This window comes from Trinickia acidisoli (genome assembly GCF_017315725.1).
In the GTDB taxonomy this organism is placed as follows: Bacteria; Pseudomonadota; Gammaproteobacteria; order Burkholderiales; family Burkholderiaceae; genus Trinickia; species Trinickia acidisoli.
Map to the genome: position 1 here is coordinate 2914017 of NZ_JAFLRG010000001.1, position 25945 is coordinate 2939961.

Annotated in this window: 25 protein-coding genes, 2 tRNA genes and 1 rRNA gene; 11 read left to right on the plus strand and 17 right to left on the minus strand. The window is 62.8% G+C overall.

Features of this window, described 5'->3' with window-relative positions; all coding sequences use genetic code 11:
- Positions 1 to 234: 234 nt before the first annotated feature.
- The 3 genes from J3485_RS13235 to J3485_RS13245 form a co-directional block, all read right to left on the minus strand.
- Positions 235 to 310, minus strand: a tRNA-Ala gene (locus J3485_RS13235).
- 61 nt (positions 311 to 371) lie between these two features.
- A tRNA-Ile gene (locus J3485_RS13240) sits at positions 372 to 448 on the minus strand.
- Positions 449 to 512: 64 nt separating this feature from the next.
- A 16S ribosomal RNA gene (locus tag J3485_RS13245) occupies positions 513 to 2043 on the minus strand.
- 728 nt (positions 2044 to 2771) lie between these two features.
- Between J3485_RS13245 and J3485_RS13250 the strand changes: the two genes are divergently transcribed.
- The 4 genes from J3485_RS13250 to J3485_RS13265 all read left to right on the plus strand — a co-directional run bounded on the left by J3485_RS13250 (position 2772) and on the right by J3485_RS13265 (position 6572).
- Complete coding sequence (locus J3485_RS13250) at positions 2772 to 3977, plus strand: DUF2863 family protein (protein WP_206953015.1); 1206 nt, start codon at positions 2772 to 2774, stop codon at positions 3975 to 3977.
- A gap of 186 nt (positions 3978 to 4163) precedes the next feature.
- Entirely contained in the window at positions 4164 to 5018 is an 855-nt protein-coding gene (locus J3485_RS13255; protein WP_206953016.1) for a helix-turn-helix transcriptional regulator, read from the plus strand.
- 108 nt (positions 5019 to 5126) lie between these two features.
- Entirely contained in the window at positions 5127 to 5801 is a 675-nt protein-coding gene (locus tag J3485_RS13260) for an energy-coupling factor ABC transporter permease (protein WP_206955799.1), read from the plus strand.
- Between the two features lie 195 nt (positions 5802 to 5996).
- A complete protein-coding gene (locus J3485_RS13265) occupies positions 5997 to 6572 on the plus strand; it encodes a BspC domain-containing protein (protein WP_206953018.1) in 576 nt (191 codons plus the stop codon).
- A 143-nt stretch (positions 6573 to 6715) separates the two neighbouring features.
- Here J3485_RS13265 and J3485_RS13270 read toward each other — a convergent pair whose 3' ends face one another.
- Entirely contained in the window at positions 6716 to 7873 is a 1158-nt protein-coding gene (locus J3485_RS13270; protein WP_206953020.1) for a M14 family metallopeptidase, read from the minus strand.
- Between the two features lie 72 nt (positions 7874 to 7945).
- Positions 7946 to 8728: a peroxide stress protein YaaA gene (yaaA, locus tag J3485_RS13275; RefSeq protein WP_206953022.1), complete on the minus strand. Its 783-nt coding sequence runs from the start codon at positions 8726 to 8728 to the stop codon at positions 7946 to 7948.
- Between the two features lie 56 nt (positions 8729 to 8784).
- On the opposite strand from yaaA, the gene J3485_RS13280 reads away from it, so the two are divergent.
- Both J3485_RS13280 and J3485_RS13285 read left to right on the plus strand, forming a co-directional pair.
- Complete coding sequence (locus tag J3485_RS13280) at positions 8785 to 9309, plus strand: putative toxin-antitoxin system toxin component, PIN family (RefSeq protein WP_206953024.1); 525 nt, start codon at positions 8785 to 8787, stop codon at positions 9307 to 9309.
- A 133-nt stretch (positions 9310 to 9442) separates the two neighbouring features.
- The gene (locus tag J3485_RS13285) at positions 9443 to 10618 is read left to right on the plus strand and encodes a pyridoxal phosphate-dependent aminotransferase (RefSeq protein ID WP_206953026.1); all 1176 of its coding nucleotides are present in this window, start codon (positions 9443 to 9445) and stop codon (positions 10616 to 10618) included.
- Positions 10619 to 10717: 99 nt separating this feature from the next.
- Here J3485_RS13285 and J3485_RS13290 read toward each other — a convergent pair whose 3' ends face one another.
- Complete coding sequence (locus J3485_RS13290) at positions 10718 to 11380, minus strand: glutathione S-transferase family protein (RefSeq protein WP_206953027.1); 663 nt, start codon at positions 11378 to 11380, stop codon at positions 10718 to 10720.
- A 175-nt stretch (positions 11381 to 11555) separates the two neighbouring features.
- Between J3485_RS13290 and J3485_RS13295 the strand changes: the two genes are divergently transcribed.
- The 5 genes from J3485_RS13295 (at position 11556) to J3485_RS13315 (ending at position 16474) form a co-directional block, all read left to right on the plus strand.
- Positions 11556 to 12344 (plus strand): oxepin-CoA hydrolase, alternative type, encoded by a 789-nt coding sequence (locus J3485_RS13295; protein ID WP_206953029.1) that lies wholly within the window; start codon positions 11556 to 11558, stop codon positions 12342 to 12344.
- 8 nt (positions 12345 to 12352) lie between these two features.
- Positions 12353 to 13069, plus strand: a complete 717-nt coding sequence (locus J3485_RS13300; RefSeq protein ID WP_206953031.1) for a histidine phosphatase family protein — start codon at positions 12353 to 12355, stop codon at positions 13067 to 13069.
- Positions 13070 to 13164: 95 nt separating this feature from the next.
- The gene (locus J3485_RS13305; protein ID WP_242538563.1) at positions 13165 to 14292 is read left to right on the plus strand and encodes a phosphotransferase; all 1128 of its coding nucleotides are present in this window, start codon (positions 13165 to 13167) and stop codon (positions 14290 to 14292) included.
- Positions 14293 to 14361: 69 nt separating this feature from the next.
- Positions 14362 to 15588, plus strand: coding sequence for an acyl-CoA dehydrogenase family protein (locus J3485_RS13310; protein WP_206955801.1), 1227 nt, complete (start codon positions 14362 to 14364; stop codon positions 15586 to 15588).
- A 193-nt stretch (positions 15589 to 15781) separates the two neighbouring features.
- Positions 15782 to 16474, plus strand: coding sequence for a glutathione binding-like protein (locus J3485_RS13315; RefSeq protein ID WP_206953033.1), 693 nt, complete (start codon positions 15782 to 15784; stop codon positions 16472 to 16474).
- A 153-nt stretch (positions 16475 to 16627) separates the two neighbouring features.
- On the opposite strand, the gene J3485_RS13320 is transcribed toward J3485_RS13315, so the two are convergent.
- From J3485_RS13320 to nuoI, 11 genes are all read right to left on the minus strand, one after another.
- A complete protein-coding gene (locus J3485_RS13320; protein ID WP_206955802.1) occupies positions 16628 to 17107 on the minus strand; it encodes a MaoC family dehydratase in 480 nt (159 codons plus the stop codon).
- Positions 17108 to 17118: 11 nt separating this feature from the next.
- Entirely contained in the window at positions 17119 to 17589 is a 471-nt protein-coding gene (locus J3485_RS13325; protein WP_206953034.1) for a MaoC family dehydratase, read from the minus strand.
- Between the two features lie 75 nt (positions 17590 to 17664).
- Positions 17665 to 18165 carry a DUF1178 family protein gene (locus J3485_RS13330; protein WP_206953035.1) on the minus strand — a complete coding sequence of 167 codons (501 nt, stop codon included), beginning with the start codon at positions 18163 to 18165 and terminating at the stop codon, positions 17665 to 17667.
- Positions 18166 to 18252: 87 nt separating this feature from the next.
- On the minus strand, positions 18253 to 18885 hold the full coding sequence (locus tag J3485_RS13335) for an NUDIX domain-containing protein (RefSeq protein WP_206953036.1): 633 nt from the start codon (positions 18883 to 18885) through the stop codon (positions 18253 to 18255).
- A 41-nt stretch (positions 18886 to 18926) separates the two neighbouring features.
- Complete coding sequence (locus J3485_RS13340; RefSeq protein WP_206953037.1) at positions 18927 to 19223, minus strand: DUF2818 family protein; 297 nt, start codon at positions 19221 to 19223, stop codon at positions 18927 to 18929.
- Between the two features lie 2 nt (positions 19224 to 19225).
- A complete protein-coding gene (gene nuoN / locus J3485_RS13345; RefSeq protein ID WP_206953038.1) occupies positions 19226 to 20704 on the minus strand; it encodes an NADH-quinone oxidoreductase subunit NuoN in 1479 nt (492 codons plus the stop codon).
- Between the two features lie 25 nt (positions 20705 to 20729).
- Positions 20730 to 22220 (minus strand): NADH-quinone oxidoreductase subunit M, encoded by a 1491-nt coding sequence (locus J3485_RS13350; RefSeq protein ID WP_206953040.1) that lies wholly within the window; start codon positions 22218 to 22220, stop codon positions 20730 to 20732.
- Positions 22221 to 22235: 15 nt separating this feature from the next.
- Entirely contained in the window at positions 22236 to 24299 is a 2064-nt protein-coding gene (nuoL, locus tag J3485_RS13355; protein ID WP_206953042.1) for an NADH-quinone oxidoreductase subunit L, read from the minus strand.
- Positions 24300 to 24316: 17 nt separating this feature from the next.
- Positions 24317 to 24622: an NADH-quinone oxidoreductase subunit NuoK gene (gene nuoK, locus J3485_RS13360; protein ID WP_102646422.1), complete on the minus strand. Its 306-nt coding sequence runs from the start codon at positions 24620 to 24622 to the stop codon at positions 24317 to 24319.
- A gap of 17 nt (positions 24623 to 24639) precedes the next feature.
- The gene (locus J3485_RS13365) at positions 24640 to 25326 is read right to left on the minus strand and encodes an NADH-quinone oxidoreductase subunit J (protein ID WP_206953044.1); all 687 of its coding nucleotides are present in this window, start codon (positions 25324 to 25326) and stop codon (positions 24640 to 24642) included.
- Between the two features lie 126 nt (positions 25327 to 25452).
- Positions 25453 to 25941, minus strand: coding sequence for an NADH-quinone oxidoreductase subunit NuoI (gene nuoI, locus J3485_RS13370; RefSeq protein ID WP_206953046.1), 489 nt, complete (start codon positions 25939 to 25941; stop codon positions 25453 to 25455).
- Positions 25942 to 25945: the final 4 nt, after the last annotated feature.

Below are 25945 nucleotides of genomic sequence, written 5' to 3' on the forward strand. Positions count from 1 at the left end.
TGTGCCGTATTCCAAGTCATCTTTCGATCACTTTTCATACTTGATACAATCACTACCCATCGATATCTTCCACGTCCATCTCATAGACGCTTCCAATATCCATTACTACTTCTTCCAGATTGTTAAAGATCGACAGCCGACTCGGACTACTTCAGTCGCTCTGACTGGCTCAATCGCCAATGACAAAGACTCTTCCTGCGCAACGCCTTGCGCCGAACCCTTGTCATTGGTGGTTGGTGGAGGCAGACGGGATCGAACCGACGACCCCCTGCTTGCAAAGCAGGTGCTCTCCCAGCTGAGCTATGCCCCCTCACTCAGTACAGACACAGACAGCCCACCTCTTCGATGAGCTCCCCAGGGGCGCAGACATATGGTGGGTCTGGTTGGATTCGAACCAACGACCCCCGCCTTATCAAGACGGTGCTCTAACCAACTGAGCTACAGACCCCTGAGTCTGTCTTGATCTACAGCCGATAAGCGTGAGCGCTCAACCTTGAACACGTCAGCTCGAGAAAGGAGGTGATCCAGCCGCACCTTCCGATACGGCTACCTTGTTACGACTTCACCCCAGTCATGAATCCTACCGTGGTGACCGTCCTCCTTGCGGTTAGACTAGCCACTTCTGGTAAAACCCACTCCCATGGTGTGACGGGCGGTGTGTACAAGACCCGGGAACGTATTCACCGCGGCATGCTGATCCGCGATTACTAGCGATTCCAGCTTCATGCACTCGAGTTGCAGAGTGCAATCCGGACTACGATCGGTTTTCTGGGATTAGCTCCCCCTCGCGGGTTGGCAACCCTCTGTTCCGACCATTGTATGACGTGTGAAGCCCTACCCATAAGGGCCATGAGGACTTGACGTCATCCCCACCTTCCTCCGGTTTGTCACCGGCAGTCTCCTTAGAGTGCTCTTGCGTAGCAACTAAGGACAAGGGTTGCGCTCGTTGCGGGACTTAACCCAACATCTCACGACACGAGCTGACGACAGCCATGCAGCACCTGTGTGACGGTTCTCTTTCGAGCACTCTCACCTCTCAGCAAGATTCCGTCCATGTCAAGGGTAGGTAAGGTTTTTCGCGTTGCATCGAATTAATCCACATCATCCACCGCTTGTGCGGGTCCCCGTCAATTCCTTTGAGTTTTAATCTTGCGACCGTACTCCCCAGGCGGTCAACTTCACGCGTTAGCTTCGTTACTAAGGAAATGAATCCCCAACAACTAGTTGACATCGTTTAGGGCGTGGACTACCAGGGTATCTAATCCTGTTTGCTCCCCACGCTTTCGTGCATGAGCGTCAGTGTTAGCCCAGGGGGCTGCCTTCGCCATCGGTATTCCTCCACATCTCTACGCATTTCACTGCTACACGTGGAATTCTACCCCCCTCTGCCACACTCTAGCTCGCCAGTCACCAATGCAGTTCCCAGGTTAAGCCCGGGGATTTCACATCGGTCTTAGCGAACCGCCTGCGCACGCTTTACGCCCAGTAATTCCGATTAACGCTCGCACCCTACGTATTACCGCGGCTGCTGGCACGTAGTTAGCCGGTGCTTATTCTTCCGGTACCGTCATCCCCCCTCGATATTAGCGAGGAAGATTTCTTTCCGGACAAAAGTGCTTTACAACCCGAAGGCCTTCTTCACACACGCGGCATTGCTGGATCAGGCTTGCGCCCATTGTCCAAAATTCCCCACTGCTGCCTCCCGTAGGAGTCTGGGCCGTGTCTCAGTCCCAGTGTGGCTGGTCGTCCTCTCAGACCAGCTACGGATCGTCGCCTTGGTAGGCCTTTACCCCACCAACTAGCTAATCCGCCATCGGCCGCCCCTTGAGCGCGAGGTCCGAAGATCCCCCGCTTTCCTCCATAGAGCGTATGCGGTATTAATCCGGCTTTCGCCGGGCTATCCCCCACTCCAGGACACGTTCCGATGTATTACTCACCCGTTCGCCACTCGCCACCAGGGTTGCCCCCGTGCTGCCGTTCGACTTGCATGTGTAAGGCATGCCGCCAGCGTTCAATCTGAGCCAGGATCAAACTCTTCAGTTCAATGCCTGTTACTGTTTTCGATTCACGTAGTTGCCTACGTCTTGAATCGGTCGCTCACTCAACGTACTGACAGGTCGAATCCATCTCTCGATGAACCCTACCTCAATACTGTGTGAGACTTGATACTTTCGCTTTCGGCCAGGCCCGAAGACCCAACCTCGCGTTCGCCATCAAGCGCCCACACTTATCGGCTGTAAATTTTTAAAGATCGCGTCGCTCAACCAGCAGCACCAGAACAACCACCCTTCCAGCACCGACCGTCTTGCGTTGCTGCGTCAGCAGCAGAGAAACGAGATTATGCAGAACCTTGCACATACCGTCAACTGTTTTTTAGCACCCGCGCTATCGAACCGTCGCCGTCGGAGCCTGGCGCAAACCCTCGCGCAGCAAGACTCCATCCACCTCTCGCTTCTCTTTCGCGCCGTCTATCGACTGACGCGAAGGGCGCAATTCTATGCACCTTCCGCGAGCCGCGCAAGCGGAAATTGCGAGCAGTAAAAAAACCTTCGCCTCAGCGCGTCTCTTCAATGTGATCGAGCCATCCCCCCCCAGTCCGCCCACGCACTCACACGCGCGCAACGATGTGCTTCGAGGCCCGGACGGCAACGCCGTTGCAACGCTCGGCGGCTCCATTTCGCCGACGACCCGCACGAAGGCGCAGCTCAGCTTACTGCGCTACGGAAACGACTAGAATGGTGGGTTCATTGAATCCGACTAAGTCAGCCCCTATGCGCTCGCGAATCGCCAAACGCCTTCCTCCCGATGCCGACAAGCTCGTCGGCCTATCTCTCGCGCTGTTCGCATCCGGCAGCCGAATCGAAGACCGCTTCTGGGAAGCCAAGCTCGACGGCCTGCTCGCGAAAATAGTCCGCAACGGCAATCAGACAACGCTCGACGCGGCGCTCGATCACCTTCAGCAAAATCACCCCGACGCGTACGGCGCACTGGCCGACATGGCGGAAACGCATAGCGAATCGTTCGTCGTCGAGCACGAAGGCACGCCCTACGAGGCGTTGCTGATCGCGGCGCCCGTATTGGCTTGGACGCGCTACATGATTCCGTCCGGCCCGCTCAAGGGCGATGCCGTCGATGCGCTGCGCGCGCATCTTCAAGCGCACGTGCTGGCGGGTGGAACCCGCGTCGCGCTCGCGCCGTTTCTCTACAGCATCGACCAATTGCCGCGGCATCACGTCGAAACGTACCGCCTCGCGCAGCAATTGATCCAAGCCGCCCTCAACGGCACCGCGGTAAAGATGAACTTTGGCGACCTGCCCGAAACGTCGCCGATTTTGGCCGATCCTCGCTTCCTGCTCGCAGTGGTCGCCGCTCCGGTCGGCGCGCCGCTCTTCCGGTGGCAGGAGGAAGAAAACAGCGTGCGTATCGAACGCGGCCAGTGTCTCGAGCAATGGGCCACGCAAGGCGGCGCCAACCTGGGCCTCGTCCTACCCGGCTGCGAGTTCGAGTGCTTGTTGCCCGATGCTTATTACTCCGCATGCCGCGACGCCGACGAGCGCGTCCGGCCACACACCGTTCGCACGGCGATCCGCTATCTATTCGACACCATCGGCGCGACGCCGCAGGACTTGCGCGCCGTCGTCGCCGGCTTCGGCGAGCGGCGCATCGACGAATACCGGGTCGGCTTCACGCGCCGCGGCAGCAACGACGTCATCTACGGCGTGGTCTGGCCGCTCTACGGTCGCGAAAACGGCGAACTCGCGATCGACGAAGAAGCAGAAGAAACGGGTGGCCCCCTCGAGGAAATCATCGCGCTGCTCAAGGAAGCGGGCGTAACCGACATTCGCCGCCACGCGGGGCGCTTCGAGCCCGAATACTGCGATGACTGTGGCGTTCCCCTCTACGCCGATCCGCTCGGCGAGATCGTCCACGCCGAAATGCCCGAAGACGCCGAACCCGCTCAGCCGCACTTCCACTAGTCCTCCCGCCTCCCTCCGCACGCCCGGTCGCCGCTTCACGCGGCGGTCAGGGGTGTCCTATGCCGTTCGGATAGCCGCCTTGCCGTAAGGAATTTGTCATGATTGCGCGACGGCGCATCGTGGCCGCCGGCCTGTCTCCGGCGCCTTGCCACCGCGCTTTCCGTACCGACTATAGGAGGCAAAAACATGCGGTTCGCAGTTCTCAGCTCGGCAGCCGAACGGCGCGACGGGCTCAAGGCGCTGTTGCGGCAGATCGATCGGCAGGCACGGTTTTGCGAGGCGCGCGACTGGACGCATGCAAGCCGCGCGATGCGGCGCGTGCCGACCGAGTTGCTCGTCGTCGACTGGCAAGATCCGATGCGCGCTTGCTCCGTGCGCGCGCTATTGGCCGAATATCCACGTCTGCGCGTGGCCGCGTTCGTCGACGACATCGCCCCGGCACGCGTGCGCACGCTCGTCGATGCCGGCGTCCACGGCATCATTCCGCGCGCGACCAATCCGCGGCTCATCGTCCGTCTGCTCGAACTCGTGCTAGCCGGCGGGCTCTACGCGCCGTTCCTCGCCGAGCCGGCCTCGCGCGGCACCATCCCTGCCGTCTCGTCGGTCCCTGCCGCCGTGCCGCCAAGCGATCTGGCCGACATGCCGAGGCGCAAACGCTTCGTGCCGACACTTTCGCCGCGGCAAGAGCAAATCATGCGCTGCATCCATATGGGCAGTACGAACAAGATGATCGCGCGCACGCTTGGGATCAGCGAGGGCACGGTCAAGATTCATCTGGCCAGCATATTCCAGCAGTTAGGAGCCCCGAACCGAGCCGCCGCCGTGGCGATCTATAACGGCTGGCTGACGCCGCAGCTCGAAGTGCTGCGCGCCGAGGTGCAAGGCGCGCCCAAGCCGGTGCTGGGCCAGGGCGGCCCCGTACCGCTGCGTCGGTCCGCGCCGTTCAAATATCCGCTGCCGCGGCGCGATTGCCCGCTCGATCTGCCCCTCGCCGCCGAACCCGACGTGCCGTTCGGCGGCACTACGCCGGGCATCGTCTGACGCGATGAGGTGCGGCGCTTGCTAGCTTGCTAAGGTGGTATCGAAAGGAGTGGGGGCCATCGCGCACTCTCTCCCCCGTTTTGCAGCCCAACGAGTAATATGAACGCCATGGGCTTCCTGTATACGCCGCTTCCGCTATGGGTCGCCGTCGGTGGCTGGGCCGCCGCGGCGGGTCTGCTTGCGCTCGCCCTCGCGCGCAAGCCGTTTCGCAGGCTGCAGGATGGGACGCTCCAGCACGTATGGCTCGCGCTCATCGTTGCCATTTCGGTACTTTGGGCCACGAACGCATGGCTGGACGACGGCCCGGTCATGCACTTGCTCGGCGCGACCCTTCTCGTCACGCTGTTCGACTGGGCGCTCGCGCTCGTCGCGATGGCTGCCGTCACGGGCATCGCAGGCGTAATCTTCGATACCGCATGGCAAGGTATCGCGCTGACGTTCCTCATTTACGGCGCGATGCCCGTCTGTGTCTCCGCCTTGATCCAACGCGCCTGCACGGCCTGGTTGCCGCGCAATCTGTTCGTGTTCATCTGCGCGCAAGGATTCGTGTCGCCGGCGATCGCCGTTACCGTCGCAGGCGTCGTGGCCGCCGCTGCCCATGTCGCGCTCGCGCACGGCTCACCGGCCGCTGTCCCGATCGGCTACGCATTCAGCTTATTTCTCTTGGCTATCGGCGAAGCGTGGTTCACAGGGATGTCAACGGCCCTCATCGCCGTCTATAAGCCCACCTGGGTCACGACGAACGACGTGCGCCGCTATCGCCTCGGCGGCCCGCGCACCTGAAAACCTCTGCATCTGAAAGGCCAACTCCTCGCCAGTGCCGAACCGGAAAGGCATCGATCGACCGCGTGTCGGCCATCCCGACGCGCGGCGCTACCCGCCTTTCGCCGCAGGCTGTCAAAATTTATTCATCTCGACATTGAACTCCGTCTCCGAGTGGGGCATCTTACGTGCCTGTGTCTCAATAGTGCCTACCGGATGGATAGCTCCACGTTTTCACGCCGCCTGCGACAGCTCGCAGGGCAGTTGGCGATTGTAGCGGCGTTGGTTCCGCCGTTGCTCGCAACAGCCCCCGCCCGCGCCGATACCATCGATCAGCGCAACGAAATGATCGCCCACTTCATCAACGATATGCATGCGGACCCGCTCGTTGCGGATTGCGCCGCGCATGGCAACTTCGTCGCCAGTACGTCGACCGTCGTCGACCACGTCGACTTCCCGCCCGAGGCGTTCGATTCCGCCCATGCGGAGATTACGCCGTGGAATCAGCCGTTCGACGAGGGCAAGCAGCGCGTCACGGTCGACAACATCGTCACCGTCGAGGGCCAGGGTATCGCACGCGATGCATCCCACGCGCCCTATCCGCTGAAGTTTCGCTGCGGCTACGTGGGCACGCAGATGCTCGCCTTCAGTTGGAACGACCCCGTGCCCCCTTTGAAGCCGCACGCGGAGCGTACGACGAAGAAGAAGTTCACGCGCCACCACACAGGCCACACCAGCAAGAGCGCGGTCAAACATTCGACGAAGAAAAAGAAATCGTCGGCCAAGCACTAAGCCGCACTCGGCACAGCCGGCCATCGGCACCGCGCCGCTTCGACCTGCGGCGCGGGACGTTTTCGTGGCAGTGCGACCGAGCCGGCAGCACGCCGGCTCGGTCGTCCAACGCTTGCCTGCCGCTCGGGCGATGCAGCCCCCGCTCAGGCGAACGCTTCGAGGTGGCGCAATATCGCCCCTAGCATCGCCGCGCCGAGGGCCGCACTGCGCTCGCCGTTCCAGCCGACCCGTTCGTCGGGCAGGTTGGCGTTGTCCTTGAACGGCATTTCGAGCGTCAGCGACAAGCACCCGAACGTATGGCCGATGTACTTCGAGGCGAGCTTGAGCGCGTCTTCCTGATACTTCGACGCCTCGTAACCGTGCTCGTCTTGGAAGTCGGGGCTCGCTTGCTTGAACGCTTCGATGAATGCCTGCTGTTCTTGCAATTGCCGCTCGGTGAAGCTCGGCAACATCTCGCTGCCCGCGACGAACACGTAGGGGAGCGCCTCGTCGCCGTGGATGTCGAAGAACATGTCGCAGCCGGTGGCGTGAATCGCCTCGCGTACGACGAACACCTCGGGGCTGCGCTCGGCATCGGGTGCCAGCCACTCGCGGTTCAGGTTCGCGCCGGCCGCGTTCGTGCGCAGATTGCCGCGCACGCTGCCGTCCGGATTCATGTTCGGGACAATGTAAAACACGGCGTGTTCGTAGAGCTTGCGCGCGACCGGGTCACCGGCCCAATCGCCCCAGCCGGCCAAGCGCTTGACGAGCCCTTCGACGAACCATTCGGCCATCGATTCCCCGGGATGTTGACGCGCGACGATCCACACTTTCTTCTTCGGCCGCCCCTCGCCCGCATCGGGCGCGCCGAGCGCGAGCAGCGACATCGGCCGCCCTTCCACCGTGCGCCCGAGCTCGACGAGCGTCGCATGCGGCATCTGCTGAACGGCCCCGAGAAACTCGGCGTGCCGCTCTTCGCTGTAGGGCTCGAAATAAGCGTAGTAGATGGAATCGAAGTCGGGTGTGTGGTCGATCGTCAACGTCCGCCCGTCATACGATGCCGGCACGCGAAACCAGTTGACGCGATCGTAGCTCGCCATCGCCCGATAGCCGCGCCAGCCTTGCGCGAATGCGCATTGCGCGGCATTGTCGAATGTCATCACGCAACGCTGCCCGCGCGCGCCCGAAAGCCGAAAGTAGAACCATTGCGCGAAATCGGCATGACTGTCGCGGCGGATGCGCAGGCGAATATCGTCGGCTTGCTCGCAAGACACGACGTCGATCGCGCCGGCGTCGAAGTTGCTGGTGATCGAAATGTTCATGAAGTTTCCTCGGCAAAAGCGGGCGCTCGCCTCAAGCACGTGCCCGGGAACGGCTGTAAGAGTAGGTGTAGCTCAGTCGCCGACGCGGCGCCGAAACATGAACGTCGTGTCATTCGACGCAGTGGGGTCGAACGCGTAGCCTTCGGCGGCGAAATCTTTCAGTTTCTCGGGCGAATCGATCCGGTGCTCGACCGCGAACCGCGCCATCAAGCCACGCGCTCGCTTCGCATGAAAACTGACGATCTTGTAGCGGCCGCCTTTCCAGTCCTCGAAGACGGGCGTCACGACGCGCGCGTCGAGCCGTTTGGGCCGGACCGACTTGAAGTACTCGGCCGACGCGCAGTTCACCAGTACGCGCGCCGCGCCTTTGCCACGGCGCAACTGTGCATTGAGGGCGTCGGTGATGCGCTCGCCCCAGAACGCGTATAGATCCTTGCCGCGCGCATTCGGCAGCCGCGTGCCCATTTCGAGGCGGTAGGGTTGCAGCAGGTCGAGCGGGCGCAGCAAGCCGTAGAGCCCCGACAGGACGCGCACGTGATGCTGGGCATAATCGAGATCGGCGGCCGAAAGGGTCTTCGCGTCGAAGCCTTCGTAGACGTCGCCGTTGAACGCGAGCACGGCCTGCTTGGCGTTGTCCGCGCGAAATTGCGGTGACCAATCGGCATAGCGTTGAAAATTCAGATGCGCGAGCGCGTCCGAAATATCCATCAGCGAAGCAATCTGCTGGGGCGAATAGCGGCGCAATTCGCCGATGAGCTGCGCCGCATCGGCGACGAAATCGGGAATCGTGTGCTTCGAGACGTGCGGCGGGGTTTCGTAGTCGAGCGACTTGGCCGGAGACAAAACAATTATCATAAAGGCTCGCCGGCACGCCGTGCCGAGCGGTGGAAACGAAAACCCGATTGTAGCGAATGCCTCATACCGATGCCGAAGGCTTGAAGACCGTGCCGCGCGTGGTGCTCGATTCCAACGTCTGGATCGACATTCTCGTGTTCGACGACGGCGCGACACGCCCGATCCATGCCGCCCTCGAGCGCGGCGATCTCGATGCCGTCATCGACGCGCGGTGCTTGGCCGAGCTCGCCCACGTGCTCGACTATCCGCAGTTCGTCGCGCGCGCCGTCGACAAAGCGGCCGCGCTCGCCACCGTCACGCGGCTCGCCGCGCTTGCGCAGCCGCAAGCGGTGCTCGGCGAGCTCGCGCCGCTGCCTAAATGCAAGGATCGCGACGATCAAAAATTTCTCGAGCTCGCGCAGGCGGCCAAGGCCGATTGGCTCGTCTCGAAAGACCGCGCGCTGCTCAAGCTGAACAAGCGCACGACTCGCGATTTCGGGTTTCGGATCGCCGAACCGGCGCCGTTCGTGTCGGCGTGCTCGCTGCCTGGCGATCCCGCGGCCGGCGCGCACCGCGCAGCCACCGAAGCAGCATCGGCTTGAGCGCGAGCAGCATGGCGCAGCTTCGCGTATCGTCATGGCTGCACCGAGCGTCGGGAGCAAGCCGAGCCATTGCCCGCGGATTTCGTCTCCAATCGTTTTCCCTTTGCCATCGACCTTGCCTGAGCATCGCACCATGAATGCACCGCACGAACCGACTCGCCCGCCCTTCGCCCTCGCCTCGCGTCTGCCGAACGTCGGCACGACGATCTTCACGGTCATGAGCGCGCTTGCCGCGCAGCGCGGCGCGGTCAACCTCGGCCAAGGTTTCCCCGACTTCGATTGCGATGCGCGGATCGTCGAAGCCGTGTCGCACGCGATGCGCGAAGGCCATAACCAATATCCGCCGATGGCCGGCGTCGCGCCGCTGCGCGAAGCGATCGCGCGCAAGATCGAAGCGATCCACGGCCGCGCCTACGATCCGCAAACGGAAATCACCGTCACGGCCGGCGCCACCCAGGCGCTGCTCACGGCGATCCTCGCCACCGTCCACCCGGGCGACGAGGTCGTCGTGATCGAGCCGACTTACGACAGCTATGTCCCGTCGATCGAGCTCGCGGGCGGCAAACCCATGTTCGTGGCGCTCGAGGCGCCCCACTACGCAATCGACTTCGACAAGCTCGCGCGAGCGATCACGCCGCGCACGCGCCTGTTGCTCATCAACACGCCGCACAACCCAACCGGCAGAGTCTGGCATGCCGACGACATGCGGCGCCTCGAAGAGATCGTGCGCAACACGAACGTGTTGATTCTCTCCGATGAAGTCTACGAACACATGGTGTTCGACGGCGCCCCGCACGAAAGCGTCGCGCGCTACCCCGAACTGGCCCGCCGTAGCTTCGTCGTCTCGAGCTTCGGCAAGACGTTCCACGTCACGGGCTGGAAAGTCGGCTACGTAGCTGCTCCCGCCGCATTGACGGCGGAGTTCCGCAAGGTCCATCAGTTCAACGTCTTTACCGTGAACACGCCGATGCAGGTCGGTTTAGCCGACTATCTCGCCGATCCGGCGCCGTACCTCGAATTGCCGGCGTTCTACCAGCGCAAGCGCGACTTTTTCCGCGCGGGGCTGGCCGGGACGCGCTTCAATCTACTGCCTTGCGAAGGCACGTACTTCCAGTGCGTCGACTATTCGGCGATCAGCGACCTGCCCGAAGCGGAGTTCGCGAAATGGCTGACGACCGAGATCGGGGTAGCGGCCATCCCTGTCTCGGCGTTTTATCATGAGCCGCACGAGTCGAGCGTCGTCCGGTTTTGCTTCGCCAAGCGCGAACCCACGCTCGCGACCGCGCTCGAGCGGCTCGCGCGTCTTTGAGCCACGGCGATGCGCGAGCGTCCGACACCCTCGCGCGCGCATCGCATCCGCACGCTCCGGGCGCTCCGGGCGCTCCGAACCGCACGGCCTCGTCCGGCATCAAGCGGTCTTGGCGGCGAGAAATGCAGCCGTTTGCGCCTTGCGGTCGGCCGCGATACGCTGCGCGGCCGGCTTCTCTTGCTCGATGCGCTTGACGTACGCTTTCCAGTCGATGCCCGCATCGAACACGATGTCGCGGCCGAGCACGGTCTTGGTCATCAGGCCGATGAGCGGCAGGCTCACGTAGGCGCAGATGTCCGCGAACGTGAACGTCTCGCCGCGAAGATACGGCGCGAACTTCGCGATCCGCTTGAATCCCTCGACGTTGCGCTCGAGCACGCGCTGAACGCGCGCCTTCGTCTCGTCACTCGCCGCGGGGCCGGGCACCCACTTCGGGTAAAGGTCGCGAGCAACGAGTTCGATGCTCAGTTCGAGCACGGCCGCCAGCTCGCGCACCTTCGCCGCTTCGAACGGATCGGCCGGGAAAATCGGTTTCTCGGGATAGCGCGCGGCCAAGTACTCGACGATGACTTGCGACTCGCTCAGATCGCCTTCGTCGGTACGAATGAACGGGACCTTGCCGACAGGCGTATGCGCGAGGGTGGCCTCGTCCGTGATCGGCAAGATCACCCGCACCTCTTCGAACGCGATGTCATATTCGAGCAGAACGAACTTGACCTTGTTGTAGTAATTCGAAAACGCAATGCCGTGAAGTTCAATCATGCGTCTCTCCGTGCAAGGGGCGATGAGGGGGCCCTGATGGCCGTCTCGAATAAAACGACCGTGCTATTCTAACCGCACTTATTGAAATCGGAAGTCGGCGATGGGCTCACGGTTCGACTCGATTCGGACGATCGGCATCGACGAACACCCGAAACCACCGAATAAGGAGACATCCATGAGCGCTGAGCTACTCGCCTCCCGACCGCCCGAGAGCGAGTCGACCCTCGTCTTGACACTGTCGAATCCCGGCGCGCGCAACGCATTGCATCCCGACATGTACGCGGCCGGCATCCAGGCACTGGAGACTGCCGAACGCGATGCCTCCATCCGCGCCATTGTCCTCATAGGCGCCGACGACTTCTTCTGCGCGGGCGGCAATCTCAACCGGCTACTCGAGAACCGCACGAAAGATCCGTCCGTGCAGGCGGAAAGCATCGATCTGCTCGCGCAGTGGATTCTCGCATTACGCACGTCGCGCAAGATCGTCGTCGCAGCCGTCGCCGGCGCCGCCGCAGGTGCGGGATTCTCGCTCGCGCTCGCCTGCGATCTCATCATCGCGGCGGACGATGCCAAGTTCGTCATGTCGTATGCGCGCGTCGGCCTGACGCCCGACGGGGGCGGCTCGTGGTTTCTCGCGCAAGCCCTGCCGCGCGCGCTGGCCACGGAAATTCTGGTCGAAGCGAAGCCAGTGTCGGCCGAGCGGCTCCATGCGCTCGGCGTCGTCAATCGGCTCGTCAAGACGGCGCAACTGCGCGACGCCGCGATTGCCTGGGCCGACGAACTCGGGTGCGGTTCGCCGAACGCGCAGGCACGCATCAAGGCGCTCGTGGCGAGCGCCGGCGCCCGCGCGCTCCCTGATCATCTGACGCTCGAGCGCGACGACTTCGTCGCTTCGCTGCATCACCCGGACGCGCTCGAAGGCATGACAGCGTTCCTCGACAAGCGCCCCGCTCGCTATCGCTGAGGACATTCATGACCGAGTTCAAGATCCCCGCGCGCCGCCGCATCTTTCTGATGCGTCACGGCGACGTGACGTATTTCGATGAATCGGGCCGCGCCATCGATCCCGAAACGGTGCCGCTCAACGTGCATGGCCTCGCACAAGCAAGAGCCGCGGGCGAGGCGTTCGCGGCGGACGGCGTACGGTTCGACCGTGTCATCGTGAGCGGGCTGCCGCGCACGTTGCAAACCGCGCAGCAGGTGCTCGCGGCGACGGGGCAGCACAGCGAGATCGAAACCTGGCCCGAGTGGCAGGAGATCCGGGGCGGGCGGCTCGCCGATCTACCACCGGGCCAAATCGAGGCGGCGTTTCTCGGCGCATTCGACGGCGTGGTGCCGGAAACGACGCGCTTTCTCGGCGGCGAGACGATCGGCGAGTTGCTCGATCGCGTGCTGCCGCCGCTCGCGCGCCTGCGCACCGACGACGCATGGGACACGGCACTGCTCGTCTTGCACGGCGGCGTCAACCGCGCCCTGCTCTCGCACGCAATCACGGCCGGCGGCCGCGCGTTCTTCGGCCATCTCGCACAGGCAACGGGCTGCATCAACGCGCTCGACGTCGGCGCGAAGCCGGGGGACTGGGTCGTGCGCGCGCTCAACTACGCGCCGCCGATGCCGCTCTTTCGAGACGTCCGGCATACGACGATGGAGATGCTCTACGCGCAATATCTGCGCTACCGACGCGAGTAGCGCTTCTTTCGGCGTCTTTCGTCCTTGGCCTTGCGTCTTCGCCGCCACATCTTCGCGATCCGTCATCGAACCACACCGTAAGCGGGAGCCTTTACATGGCAACGAACATGGCACCGAACGAGTCGGCAGGAACACCGGGCGAGCAGCAGGATTACTCGGCGTTCGTTGGCACGCGCGCCGTATCGGAGCGGCAGCGCTTCGACAACGACGCGATCGCCGCATGGTTGCGCGAGCGCGTCGCCGGCTTCGAGGGCCCGTTGACCGTCGAGCAATTCGCGGGCGGCCAATCGAATCCGACGTTCAAGCTCGTTACGCCGTCGCGCAGCTACGTCATGCGCGCCAAGCCAGGGCCCGTCGCCAAACTGTTGCCATCGGCCCATGCGATCGAACGCGAGTTTCGCGTCATGGACGCGCTGTCGAGCACCGAGGTGCCCGTCGCGAAAATGCTCGCGCTGTGCGAAGACGAAACGGTGATCGGCCGCGCCTTTTACGTGATGGAGTATGTCGAGGGGCGTGTGCTGTGGGACCCATCGCTGCCCGGCATGACCCCCTTTGAGCGCGCCGCGATCTACGACGAGACGAATCGCGTCATCGCCGCGCTGCATTCGGTCGATCCGGCGAGCGTCGGCCTCGCCGGCTACGGCAGGCCCGGTAACTATCTCGCGCGGCAAATCGCCCGCTGGAGCAAGCAGTACGAGGCGTCGGAGACGGAACCGATCGAAGCGATGCGTCGTTTGATCGATTGGCTGCCCTCGCACGTGCAGAGCGCGACGTTGGACGCCGGCGAGCGCGTGGCGATCGTGCACGGCGACTATCGGTTGGACAACCTCATCTTTCATCCGAGCGAGCCGCGCATTCTCGCCGTGCTCGACTGGGAGCTGTCGACGCTGGGCGATCCGATCGTCGACTTCGCTTATCACTGCATGGCCTGGCACGTCGACCCGGTGCAGTTTCGCGGCATTGCTGGCTTGAGTTGGGCGACGCTAGGTATTCCCGACGAACGCGGCTACGTCGAGCGCTATCGCGAGCGCACGGGCTTTTCGATCCCTGGCGACTGGAACTTCTATCTCGCCTTCAACATGTTCCGCATCGCGGCGATCCTACAAGGCATCATGAAGCGAGTAACGACCGGCACGGCCGCGAGTGCCCAAGCACTCGACGCCGGCCGGCGCGCGCGGCCGATGGCCGAACTCGCTTGGTCATATGCGCAGAAGGTGCGGTAGCGGCAACGTTCATTCAACGGCAGACAAGTGCGCATCGAGCCGGATGCCGACGTCAATCGCGAGGAAACGATGAATTTCGACTACACCCCGAAGGTTCAAGCGCTGCGCGCGAAACTGCTCGATTTCTTCGACGCGCACATCTATCCGAACGAGCGCGCGTTCAACGAGGAAGTCGCGCGCAACCGGGCCGCAGGCAATGCGTGGCTACCGACCGAACTCGTCGAAACGTTGAAGACGCGTGCCCGGGAAGCCAGCCTCTGGAACTTGTTTCTGCCCGACTCGACGCGCGGCGCGGGGCTCACGAATCTCGAATATGCGCCGCTTGCCGAGATCATGGGGCGCGTGCCTTGGGCTCCGGAGGTCTTCAACTGCAACGCGCCCGACACGGGCAACATGGAAACGCTCGAGCGCTACGGTACCGACGAACAAAAGCACGCATGGCTCGAGCCGCTGCTCGAAGGCAAGATCCGCTCGGCGTTCTTGATGACCGAGCCCGACGTGGCGTCCTCCGATGCGACGAACATCGAAACGCGCATCGAGCGCGACGGCGATGCCTATGTCATCAACGGGCGCAAATGGTGGTCCTCGGGCGCGGGCGATCCGCGCTGCAAGGTCTACATCGTGATGGGTAAGACCGATCCCACTGCACCCAGGCATATCCAGCAGTCGATGATCCTCGTGCCGGCCGGCGCGCCGGGCGTGACCATCCATCGTCCGCTCACCGTGTTCGGTTATGACGATGCGCCGCACGGCCACATGGAGATCACGCTCGAGAACGTGCGCGTGCCGGCGTCCAACATGCTGCTCGGCGAGGGACGCGGCTTCGAAATCGCACAGGGCCGGCTGGGGCCGGGGCGTATTCATCACTGCATGCGCCTCGTCGGCCTCGCCGAACGCGCGCTCGAGTTCATGTGCAAGCGCACGTCGGCGCGCATCGCATTCGGCAAGCCGATCGCGGCGCAAACCGTCACGCAGGAGCGGATCGGGCAGGCGCGCTGCATGATCGAGCAGGCGCGTCTGCTGACGCTAAAGACGGCCTACATGATGGATACGGTCGGCAACAAGGCCGCACGCGGCGAGATCGCGATGATCAAGGTCATCGCCCCGAACATGGCCTGTGAGGTCATCGACTGGGCAATCCAGGCACACGGCGGCGGCGGCATGTGCGACGACTTCCCGCTCGCCTACGCTTACACGTGCGCACGCACGCTGCGCTTCGCCGACGGTCCCGACGAGGTGCATCGCAATGCGATTGCCAAGCTGGAACTCGCTCGTTACAGCACGGCATCGAGTTGAGTGTTGAATCGCTGCGGCTTCGCGTGGGATGCAGGGTCGCGCGGGTTGATCATCGCGCTGGAGTGAAGCCGGACCCGATGCCCTCACCCTCGACAGGGCCTTGACGGGCCGTCAGCGAGACAGATCGATCTATGCTAATTTCCGCGTGCATCGGCGCCGCTCGTCGCGACGTCGGCGAGAACGAGGAGCAGTCATGATCGATGTCTATAGCTGGGCTACGCCGAACGGACACAAGGTTCACATCATGCTCGAGGAAGCCGGCCTCGAGTACCGCATTCATCCGATCGACATCGGCGCGGGCGATCAATTCACGCCGGAATTTCTCGCCATCAGCCCGAACAACAAGATTCCGGCGATCGTCGACGCCGACGGCCCCGACGGCCGTCCGCTGTCGTTGTTCGAATCGGGGGCCATTCTGATCTATTTGGCCGAAAAGACGGGCAAACTGCTGCCGGCCCATCCTGCGGCCCGCTATGCGACGCTGCAGTGGGTGATGTTCCAGATGGGGGGACTCGGGCCGATGCTGGGCCAGACGCACCACTTTCGCATCTACGCCCCGCAGCAAATCGAATACGCGGTCAATCGCTACACGAACGAAGCGAAACGCCTCTACGGCGTCATGGACAAACAGCTCGGCAAATCGGCCCATCTGGCCGGCGACGACTACACGATCGCCGACATCGCAGCCTTCCCGTGGACGCGCTCTTGGAAGAACCAAGGCATCGACTTGGCCGACTACCCGAACGTCAAACGCTGGCATGAAGCGATCGCCGAGCGTCCGGCCGTGCAGCGCGGCGTCGAGGTGCTCGCGGCGGCACGCCGGCCGCTGATGGACGATAAAGCCAAGGAAGTGCTGTTCGGCGCGACGCAGTACAGTAAGCACTGAAACGGCCTGTGCCGCCGGTTGCTGAGTAGAAGCGGAACCGAACGCCGCCATTGCGTCGCGCGGCGATCGCAATAACGGCGATGCCGCTACGCGCCGCGCCCACGGAAACCAAGCTCGCTTCGTCGAGAGGCGTGTGTTGCGCCGTTCGTCTCGCTAAAAATAATGCAGCGTGACGAATTGAGCGACACAAGACGGTTTGGGCGCGCCGTCGGCTTCGACGGTGACATCCCACGTGACTTGCAACGCGCCGTCGGCCAACTCGTTCGTTTCGGCGACGGCGAAGCGCGCCCGCACGTGCGCGCCGACAGGGACGGGCGCCGGAAAGCGCACGCGGTTGAGCCCGTAATTCACGCCCATGCGATGCTTGATCTTCGCCACCTGTGTCAGGAGCGCCGGGATCAAAGACAGCGTGAGGAACCCATGCGCGATGGGTCCGCCGAACGGCGACTCGCGACGCGCCCGCTCAGGATCGACGTGAATCCATTGGTGGTCGCCCGTGGCCTCCGCGAATCGACCGACGCGCGCCTGATCGATTTCGATCCAATCGCTGACGAGCGGCTCGCCGCCAACCCGCGCGCGAAGCGCCGCGGCATCGGCAATCTCAACGGAGGCGGCGCGCTCGCGCTCGGGCATTGCGCCGGTTGTCAAGCTTGCGCTCCGGCGGGCGCCGGCGGGTGCCGCAGCCCGAACAACACGTTCGAGCGCACCGTGATGACGGTTTCGCCCGCTTGGTTGACGCCCTCCCACAGCGTCGTGACGATGCCGCGATCAGGGCGGCTACCCGACACGCGCTTGGCCAGCACGGAGTTGAACATGTGCAGGCGGTCACCGGGGCGCACGGGCCTGAGCCAGCGAATTTCCTCGACGCCGGGCGAACCCAGCGACGTCGACCCGTTCAGGACGTTGCGCACGAGCATCCCCATCATCACCGAGCACGTGTGCCAACCGCTCGCGATGAGGCCGCCGAACGGCGAAGCTTGCGCGGCCGCACCGTCGATATGGAACGGCTGCGGATCGAAGTGCCCAGCGAACTCGACGATTTCCTCGACGGTGAATGTGTGGGTGCCGACTTCGTTGCGCGAGCCGACCTCCCAATCTTCGTAACTCATCCCCATGCTGCGCTTTCCTCCTGTATCGGACCGGTGTGCCGACGCGCCCGGCATGCCTGCGATACGGCGAGCCGCCGTCCGTTATTGCAGCGACTCTTTCGGTACGCAAGCGCTGGGCAGCGCCATGACCTCGATGCCCTCATCGACCAGGGCACGCGCATCGTCCGGCGTCGTCACGCCGCGGATACTGCGCGCGGGTGCTTCGTTGTAGTGGATGCGGCGCGCTTCCTCGGCGAAACGATCGCCGACGTTCTCGGCCTTGTTCACGACTTCGCGCAGCATGCGCAGCGCCATCGCCTCGAACTCGCGCGCACGTTCCGACACGCCGGTGCCGCGCACCTCGGCACTGTACTCGGCCGGCCCGGCGCCTTGCGCGTCGCGCGGCTGCGCGCTGTCCTGCCGAGCCTTCGTCGCACCCGACAAATTCAGGCGCGGCGCAGACGGCATACGACTGACCTCGGTAGCCGCGCAGACCGGACATTCGATCAATTTGCGCGACAACTGAGATTCGAAATCATCGTTCGAGCCAAACCACCCTTCGAATCGATGACCATGCGGACACTGCAGATCGAGAACCTTCATGCTGAACGGAAGCGGATGTGCGCCCAAGTGTAGCGCAATTGGACTGAACGATCGTTCGCCCCAGCGCGCATTCTACGCCTTCGTTGCCTACGCCGCCGAACCCGGCAGGACGGGAAACGGCGGCTCCGTGCGATCGGGCCGCCACTCGCCCGACAGCACTTTTTCGAGCCAAAAGTGGCCGATGATCGTTTTCACGTCCGTGATCTCACCCGTGCGAATCCATTCGCCGACCTGCGCCGCATCGGCAACGAACGTTTCGAGGAACTCGCCGTCGTCGAGCTTACGCTCGCCTTCGGTCAAGCCGCGCGCGAGGAAGATGTCGATGAATTCGGTCGAATACGAAATGATCGGATGGATGCGCGTGAGAAACGCGTATTCGCGCGCGACGTATCCCGTCTCTTCGCGCAGCTCGCGCTCGGCACACGCAAGCGCGCCCTCGTTCGGATCGAGCTTGCCGGCCGGAAACTCGGTCATCACCTTGCCGATCGGGTAGCGATACTGCCGCTCGAGCAGCACGCGCCCATCGTCGAGCAGCGGAATGACCATGACGGCGCCGGGATGCACGACGTATTCTCGCGTCGTGGACTTGCCGTCCGGCAGACGAACCGTGTCGCGTTTGACTTTGAGAAACCCGCCGTCGTAGACGGATTCGCCGTGAAGGCGCGTCTCGGTGAGCGACGCGTGGTGATGCGGGTGCTTGGGATCGGACGGTTGGGCCATCTGCACTCTCCGAAGGAGGCGCCGCGACGGCCGACCGGCCGTCAGCGACGTTTGACGAGATATTGAAACGTAAAGGTCGGAAACGCGAACACGATGAACAGGCAGAACGTGATCGCGTAGAATTGCCAGCCTTGTTCGAACCGGTTGCCGGCGCGTGCCTCGAGGTAAAAGCCGATCATGCCGACCACGAAATACAACACGATCAACTCGGCAATCCGAATCCACACGCTCTTTTTCGCCATGGGCAACGGCACCACGGCGAACAACCGTTGGTTGAGAAACGGTACGTTGGCGCCGACGAGCGCCAACAGAACGATGAACCAACCTGCTGCGGACATTATTAAAGGACCACGGGCAGCGTGTGCGTGACGGCGTTCAAGCAGAGCGTCATCAGCGGACCCGGCACGATGCCGAGCGCGACCACCGCGACGCCGTTCAGCACGAGCAGCCAGCGGCTCGACGCATCGCTCACGATCGGCGAGGTATCCTGCGGCGCGTCGAAGTACATGAGCTTGACGATGCGCAGGTAGTAGAACGCGCCGAACAGCGACGTGATCACGGCCAGCACGGCGAGCCAGGTCAGGCCGGCGTTCACTGTCGCCTCGAGCACGGCAAGCTTCGCGTAGAAGCCGACCGTCGGCGGAATGCCGGCGAGCGAGAACATCATCGCCATCATCACGAACGCGAACACCGGGCTGCGCTTGTTCAAGCCCTTGAAATCGTCCAGCGTCTCGGCCTCGAAATCGCGACGCGCGAGCAGCATGATGATGCCGAACGAGCCGAGCGTCGTCAGCAGATAAATGATGCTGTAGAACATCGCCGAGCTATAGGCGCCGGCCATGCCTTCAGCCTTGCCGTCCACGACGCCCGAGAGCAATCCGAGCAGCACGAAGCCCATGTTCGAAATCGCCGAGTACGCGAGCATCCGCTTGACGTTGCGCTGCACGATACCGGTGATGTTGCCCACGATCAGCGACAGTGCCGCGAGGATCACCAGCATCTGCTGCCAATCGCCGGCGAGCGGCAGCACACCCATGACGAGCAGACGCAGCCCCCATGCGAACGCCGCGACCTTCGGGCCGCCGCCGACGAGCAACGTCATGGCCGTCGGTGCGCCGTGATAGACGTCGGGCACCCACATGTGGAACGGGACCGCCCCCATCTTGAACGCGATACCGGCCACGATGAAGATCACGCCGAACAGCAGCACCGCGTTGTTGATGTGGCCTGATGCGACCGCCTTCAGCACTTCGTTCAGATCGAGCGAGCCCGTCGCGCCGTAAAGCATCGACATACCGTAGAGCAGGAAGCCAGAGGCCAACGCGCCGAGGACGTAGTACTTCATCGCCGCTTCGTTCGACTGCGACGCGTCACGGCGCAGCGCGATCGCCGCGTAGAGCGACAACGACATCAGCTCGAGGCCCAGATACAGCGTGAGGAAGTTCGCGCCCGAGATCATGACGAGCTGGCCGAGCAGCGCGAACATGCCGAGCAGGAAGAAATCCCCGCGGAACAGATTGCGGTCTTCGAGGTACTTGCGCGAATAGATCATCGTCACCGCGTAGCCGATCGACACCACGGCTTTCATCGCACTCGCGAAGCCATCGACGACGTACATGTGCGAGAAGAAGTAATGCGGCTGCGGATCGAACACGAGCGCGACGAACCAGATGCCCGACACGAGCGACGCCAACACGGCGATCAAGTAGGTCACGCGCCGGCCGGAATCGCCGACGAACGTTTCGTTCAGCCACGCAAGCACGGTGGCTACCATCAGCAGCCCATCGGGCAGCAAGAGAGACATAGGGGCGTTTTGCATGATCTTTTCGTTCCTCCGCTCGGCGTTACTGTGACACCGGCAGCTTCGACTGCGCGACGTGGGAGAGGAGGTTTTCCACGGAGACGTGCATCACATCGGTGAAGGGCTTCGGATACAGCCCCATGAACAACGTCAGCGCGGCCAGCACGCCGAGAATCAGATATTCGCGGCAGTTGATGTCTTTCAGCGCCTTCACGTGATCGTTCGTCACCGCGCCGAAATACACCCGCTTGTACATCCACAGCGTGTAGGCAGCGCCGAGAATCAGCGTGAACGCCGCACCGAACGCGATCCAGAAATTGAACTGGACCGATGCGAGGATCACCATGAACTCGCCGACGAAACCCGAGGTACCGGGCAGGCCGCAGTTCGCCATCGAGAACAGCATCACGAGCGCCGCGAACTTCGGCATCACGTTGACGACGCCGCCGTAATCGGCGATCTGGCGCGAGTGCATCCGGTCGTAGAGCACCCCGATGCAAAGGAACATTGCGCCCGAGACGAAGCCATGCGAAATCATCTGCACGATCCCGCCTTCGACGCCGAGCTGATTGAAGATGAAGAAGCCGAGCGTGACGAAGCCCATGTGCGCGATCGACGAATACGCGACGAGCTTCTTCATGTCCGCCTGCACCATCGCCACCAAGCCGATGTAGATGACGGCGATCAGCGACAGCGTAATGACGACGGGTGCCAGTGCGTGGCTCGCGTCGGGCGCGATCGGCAGCGAGAAGCGCAGGAAACCGTACGCACCGAGCTTCAGCATGATCGCGGCCAGCACGACCGAGCCGCCCGTCGGCGCTTCCACGTGAGCGTCAGGCAACCACGTGTGCACCGGCCACATCGGCACCTTCACCGCGAAGGCGAGGAAGAACGCGATGAACAGCAGTATCTGCGGCGTCATCGCGATCTGGGCGTTCTGCCAGGTCGCCAGATCGAACGTGCCGGTCTGGACGTACAGGTAGATCAACGCGACCAGCATCAGCAGCGAACCGGCCAGCGTATAGAGGAAAAACTTGAACGCGGCGTAGATCCGGTTCGGGCCACCCCACACGCCGATGATCAGATACATCGGGATCAGCGTCGCTTCGAAGAACACGTAGAACAGCAGGCCGTCCGCGGCGGAAAACACGCCGATCATGATCCCCGAGAGGATCAGGAACGAGGCCATGTATTGCGACACGTGCTCGGTGATGACTTCCCAGCCGGCGATCACGACGATCACGGTGATAAGGGCAGTCAGCACGACGAACCACATCGAGATCCCGTCGACCCCGAGGTGATACGTGATGTGGAAGCGTTCGATCCAGTTCGCCTGCTCGACGAACTGCAGCGCGCCGCTCGTCGAGTCGAAGCCGCTGATGAGCGGCAGCGTGACGAGCAAGCCGAGAATCGAGCCGATCAGCGCCAGCCAGCGCGCGGGAGCGGGGTTCTTGTCGGAACCGATGGCGAGAACGGCGAGACCGAAAACGATCGGCAGCCAAATCGCGGTACTAAGAATCGGAAAAGAGTGCATTAAGTGTCCCCCGCCTTATTTGCCGCCGAGCGTTACAAACAGGGTAAGGAGCCCCAGCATGCCGATGATCATGGCGAACGCGTAGTGGTAGATGTAACCGGATTGCAGGAAGCGGATCACGCTCGCGAACCAGCCGATGAAGCGTGCGCTGCCGTTGACGACACCGTCGATGACCACGACGTCGCCTTCCTTCCAGAGGCCGCGGCCGATGGCCACCGCACCGCGGGCGAAGACGACTTCGTTGATCTTGTCCATGTAGTACTTGTTGTCGAGCAGCGTGTAGATCGGGCCGAACGCGCGACGAATCACCGGCGGCAGATCGGGCCGCTTCAAGTACAGGAACCACGCCGTCACGAAGCCGGCCAGCGCGAGCCACAGCGGCAGCGACGACACCGAGTGCAGCGCCATCGGCAGCCAGCCGTGGAATTCCTTGCTCATCTCTTCGAGCGCCGTGTGGTTCTCGCCGATGAAGATGACCTTGCTGAACGCCACGCCGTGCGTGAAGAAATCGCCGTAGATCATCGGGCCGATCGCGATCGCACCGATGATGACCGACGGAATCGCCAGCAGAACCAGCGGCACCCACACGACCCAAGGCGTTTCGTGCGGCTCGTGCGCATGGGCGTGATCGTCGTGACCGTGCCCATGATCGTCGCCGTGGCTGCCATGCGCCGCCGATTCGGCGCCGTGACCGTTACCGTAATCCTTCGGATGGCGGAAGCGCTCTTCGCCGTGGAACACCATGAAGTACATACGGAACGAATACAGCGCGGTCACGAATACGCTCGCCACGACCGAGAAGTATGCGAAGCCCGAGCCCGGCAGATGCGAGAGGCCCACGGCGTCGATGATCGAATCCTTAGAGTAGAAACCCGCGAAGAACGGCGTGCCGCACAGCGCGAGCGTACCCATCAGGGACGTGAACCAGGTGATCGGCATGTACTTGGCCAAACCGCCCATGTTGCGCATGTCCTGATCGTGATGCATGCCGATGATGACCGAACCGGCGCCGAGGAACAACAGCGCCTTGAAGAACGCATGCGTCATCAGGTGGAACACCGACACCGAGTAGGCCGAGGCACCCAGTGCGACCGTCATATAGCCGAGCTGCGACAGCGTCGAGTAGGCGACGACGCGCTTGATGTCGTTTTGGACGATCCCGAGCAAGCCCATGAACAACGTCGTGATCGCGCCGATCACCATGATGAACGAGAGCGCCGCATCGGACAGTTCGAACAGCGGCGACATCCGCGTCACCATGAAGATGCCGGCCGTCACCATCGTCGCCGCATGGATCAGCGCCGAGATCGGCGTCGGGCCTTCCATCGAGTCGGGCAGCCACACGTGCAGCGGAAACTGCGCCGACTTACCCATCGCGCCGATGAACAAGCAGATGCAAGCGACGGTCAGGAGGCCCCAATGCGTGCCCGGGAGCGTCAGCGCAACGAGCGCTTCACGCTTGGCGAACACTTCGCCGTAGTTCATCGAGCCTGCGTACGCGAGGATGAGGCCGATGCCGAGCAGGAAGCCGAAGTCGCCGACGCGATTCACGAGGAACGCCTTCATGTTCGCGTAGATGGCGCTCTCACGCGTGAAGTAGAACCCGATCAGCAGGTACGACACGAGGCCCACCGCTTCCCAGCCGAAGAAGAGCTGCAAGAAGTTGTTGCTCATGACGAGCATCAGCATCGAGAACGTGAACAGCGAGATGTACGAGAAGAAGCGCTCGTAGCCGTCGTCCTCCGCCATGTAGCCGATCGTGTAGATGTGCACCATCAGCGATACGAAGGTGACGACGCACATCATCATCGCCGTGAGCGAATCGACGAGGAAGCCGACTTCGAGCTTCAGCGAGCCCACCTGCATCCAGTCGTAGACCGTCGCGTTGTAGCTCGCGCCGTTCATGACGTCGACGAACACGATCGCCGAGAGGATGAAGGAGATCAGCACGCCGAGAATCGTGACCCGGTGGCTACCCTTGCGCCCGACCACCTTCCCGCCAAGACCTGCAATCAGCGAGCCGGCGAGCGGTGCGAGCGGAACCGCCAGCAGCAGGTTTTCATTGAGTGTCATGGACATAACCGCAGTGCCTGAATTTAACCTTTGAGCTGATCGAGATCCTCGACGTTGATCGTGTCGAGGGTACGGAACAGAGTCACGAGAATCGCGAGGCCGATCGCCGCTTCCGCCGCCGCAACCGTCAGCACGAAGAACACGAAGATCTGCCCGTGCACGTCGCCGAGGTAATGCGAGAACGCGACGAAATTCGTGTTCACCGCGAGCAGGATCAGTTCGATCGCCATCAGGATGATGATGACGTTACGACGATTCAGGAAAATGCCGACGACGCCGATCGCAAACAGGATCGCGCCGAGCACGAGGTAATGAGCCAGGGTCAACATGTTTATCTCCTCGACGCTCAACGATTGCTGCCGACCGTGCCGGCGCCGACATTGGCACTCGGCTCACCTGCCGCGCCTTCGGCCGTCGCCGGCAGCGTCGACGTCTCGGACGGCATCTTCACGATGCGCACGCGATCCTTCGCGCGCACCTTCACTTGTTCGGACACGCGCTGGCGCTTGCTGTCCTTGCCCTTGCGCGCCGTCAGCGCGATCGCCGCGATGATCGCGACGAGCAGCACGAGACCCGCCACTTCGAAGGCGAAGACGTAATCGGTGTAGATCACCTTGCCGATCAGGTAGGTGTTCGGCATGGCGCTGGCACCGGCGAGCGTCGCGTCGCGCACCGGCGTCGTCGTGCCGCCGTAGCCGTGCCAGAGGATCAGCGCCGTCTCGACGATGATGATCGCGCCGACGATGGTGGCCGTCGGTACGAAGCGCTTGAAGTCGCGCCGCAGCTCGTCGAGATTGATGTCGAGCATCATCACGACGAACAGGAACAGCACCATCACCGCGCCGACGTAGAGCAGCACGAGCAGGATCGCGAGGAATTCGGCCCCGAGCAGCATCCAGATGGCCGCCGCGTTGAAGAACGCGAGCACGAGAAAGAGCGCCGACCCGACCGGGTTGCGCGACGTGACCACCTTCAGGCCCGACACCGTCAGGAGCAGCGCGAAGATGTAAAACAGTACGGTCGTGAATTCCATGATTACCGGTTCATCGTTAGCTCATCAATCGGGCGTGGGGGACACTGGCAGCACGCCGCGCCTAGCCGCGGCGGCGGATACCGCCGCGTCACCCAACTACGCGTCGAGCAAATGCGTCAATGCTTTTCAACGATACGGCGCGTCGGCCGCTTTCGATGCCGCAATCTCGGCCTCATAGCGATCGCCCACCGCAAGCAGCATGTCCTTCGTGAAGTACAAGTCGCCGCGCTTTTCGCCGTGGTACTCGAGGATGCTCGTCTCGACGATCGAATCGACGGGGCAACTTTCCTCGCAGAAGCCGCAGAAGATGCACTTGGTCAAATCGATGTCGTAGCGCGTCGTGCGGCGCGTGTTGTCCGCGCGCACTTCCGACTCGATCGTGATGGCAAGTGCCGGGCACACCGCTTCGCAGAGCTTGCAGGCGATGCAGCGCTCTTCGCCGTTTTCATAGCGGCGCAGGGCGTGCAAGCCGCGAAAGCGCGGCGACAACGGCGTCTTTTCCTCGGGGAACTGCACCGTGAACTTGCGCTTGAACGTATAGCGACCCGTCAGCGCGAGCCCCTTGAGCAGCTCGGTCAGGAAAAACGTCTTGAAGAAATTTTGAATAGCGTTCATTTCG

What these genes read in the sequence shown, in the direction of transcription:
- J3485_RS13250 (WP_206953015.1), top strand. Translation starts at nt 2,772, where the DNA reads ATGCGCTCGCGAATCGCCAAACGCCTTCCTCCCGATGCCGACAAGCTC.
- J3485_RS13255 (WP_206953016.1), top strand. Translation starts at nt 4,164, where the DNA reads ATGCGGTTCGCAGTTCTCAGCTCGGCAGCCGAACGGCGCGACGGGCTC.
- J3485_RS13260 (WP_206955799.1), top strand. Translation starts at nt 5,127, where the DNA reads ATGGGCTTCCTGTATACGCCGCTTCCGCTATGGGTCGCCGTCGGTGGC.
- J3485_RS13265 (WP_206953018.1), top strand. Translation starts at nt 5,997, where the DNA reads ATGGATAGCTCCACGTTTTCACGCCGCCTGCGACAGCTCGCAGGGCAG.
- J3485_RS13270 (WP_206953020.1), bottom strand. Translation starts at nt 7,873, where the DNA reads ATGAACATTTCGATCACCAGCAACTTCGACGCCGGCGCGATCGACGTC.
- yaaA (WP_206953022.1), bottom strand. Translation starts at nt 8,728, where the DNA reads ATGATAATTGTTTTGTCTCCGGCCAAGTCGCTCGACTACGAAACCCCG.
- J3485_RS13280 (WP_206953024.1), top strand. Translation starts at nt 8,785, where the DNA reads ATGCCTCATACCGATGCCGAAGGCTTGAAGACCGTGCCGCGCGTGGTG.
- J3485_RS13285 (WP_206953026.1), top strand. Translation starts at nt 9,443, where the DNA reads ATGAATGCACCGCACGAACCGACTCGCCCGCCCTTCGCCCTCGCCTCG.
- J3485_RS13290 (WP_206953027.1), bottom strand. Translation starts at nt 11,380, where the DNA reads ATGATTGAACTTCACGGCATTGCGTTTTCGAATTACTACAACAAGGTC.
- J3485_RS13295 (WP_206953029.1), top strand. Translation starts at nt 11,556, where the DNA reads ATGAGCGCTGAGCTACTCGCCTCCCGACCGCCCGAGAGCGAGTCGACC.
- J3485_RS13300 (WP_206953031.1), top strand. Translation starts at nt 12,353, where the DNA reads ATGACCGAGTTCAAGATCCCCGCGCGCCGCCGCATCTTTCTGATGCGT.
- J3485_RS13305 (WP_242538563.1), top strand. Translation starts at nt 13,165, where the DNA reads ATGGCAACGAACATGGCACCGAACGAGTCGGCAGGAACACCGGGCGAG.
- J3485_RS13310 (WP_206955801.1), top strand. Translation starts at nt 14,362, where the DNA reads ATGAATTTCGACTACACCCCGAAGGTTCAAGCGCTGCGCGCGAAACTG.
- J3485_RS13315 (WP_206953033.1), top strand. Translation starts at nt 15,782, where the DNA reads ATGATCGATGTCTATAGCTGGGCTACGCCGAACGGACACAAGGTTCAC.
- J3485_RS13320 (WP_206955802.1), bottom strand. Translation starts at nt 17,107, where the DNA reads ATGCCCGAGCGCGAGCGCGCCGCCTCCGTTGAGATTGCCGATGCCGCG.
- J3485_RS13325 (WP_206953034.1), bottom strand. Translation starts at nt 17,589, where the DNA reads ATGGGGATGAGTTACGAAGATTGGGAGGTCGGCTCGCGCAACGAAGTC.
- J3485_RS13330 (WP_206953035.1), bottom strand. Translation starts at nt 18,165, where the DNA reads ATGAAGGTTCTCGATCTGCAGTGTCCGCATGGTCATCGATTCGAAGGG.
- J3485_RS13335 (WP_206953036.1), bottom strand. Translation starts at nt 18,885, where the DNA reads ATGGCCCAACCGTCCGATCCCAAGCACCCGCATCACCACGCGTCGCTC.
- J3485_RS13340 (WP_206953037.1), bottom strand. Translation starts at nt 19,223, where the DNA reads ATGTCCGCAGCAGGTTGGTTCATCGTTCTGTTGGCGCTCGTCGGCGCC.
- nuoN (WP_206953038.1), bottom strand. Translation starts at nt 20,704, where the DNA reads ATGCAAAACGCCCCTATGTCTCTCTTGCTGCCCGATGGGCTGCTGATG.
- J3485_RS13350 (WP_206953040.1), bottom strand. Translation starts at nt 22,220, where the DNA reads ATGCACTCTTTTCCGATTCTTAGTACCGCGATTTGGCTGCCGATCGTT.
- nuoL (WP_206953042.1), bottom strand. Translation starts at nt 24,299, where the DNA reads ATGTCCATGACACTCAATGAAAACCTGCTGCTGGCGGTTCCGCTCGCA.
- nuoK (WP_102646422.1), bottom strand. Translation starts at nt 24,622, where the DNA reads ATGTTGACCCTGGCTCATTACCTCGTGCTCGGCGCGATCCTGTTTGCG.
- J3485_RS13365 (WP_206953044.1), bottom strand. Translation starts at nt 25,326, where the DNA reads ATGGAATTCACGACCGTACTGTTTTACATCTTCGCGCTGCTCCTGACG.
- nuoI (WP_206953046.1), bottom strand. Translation starts at nt 25,941, where the DNA reads ATGAACGCTATTCAAAATTTCTTCAAGACGTTTTTCCTGACCGAGCTG.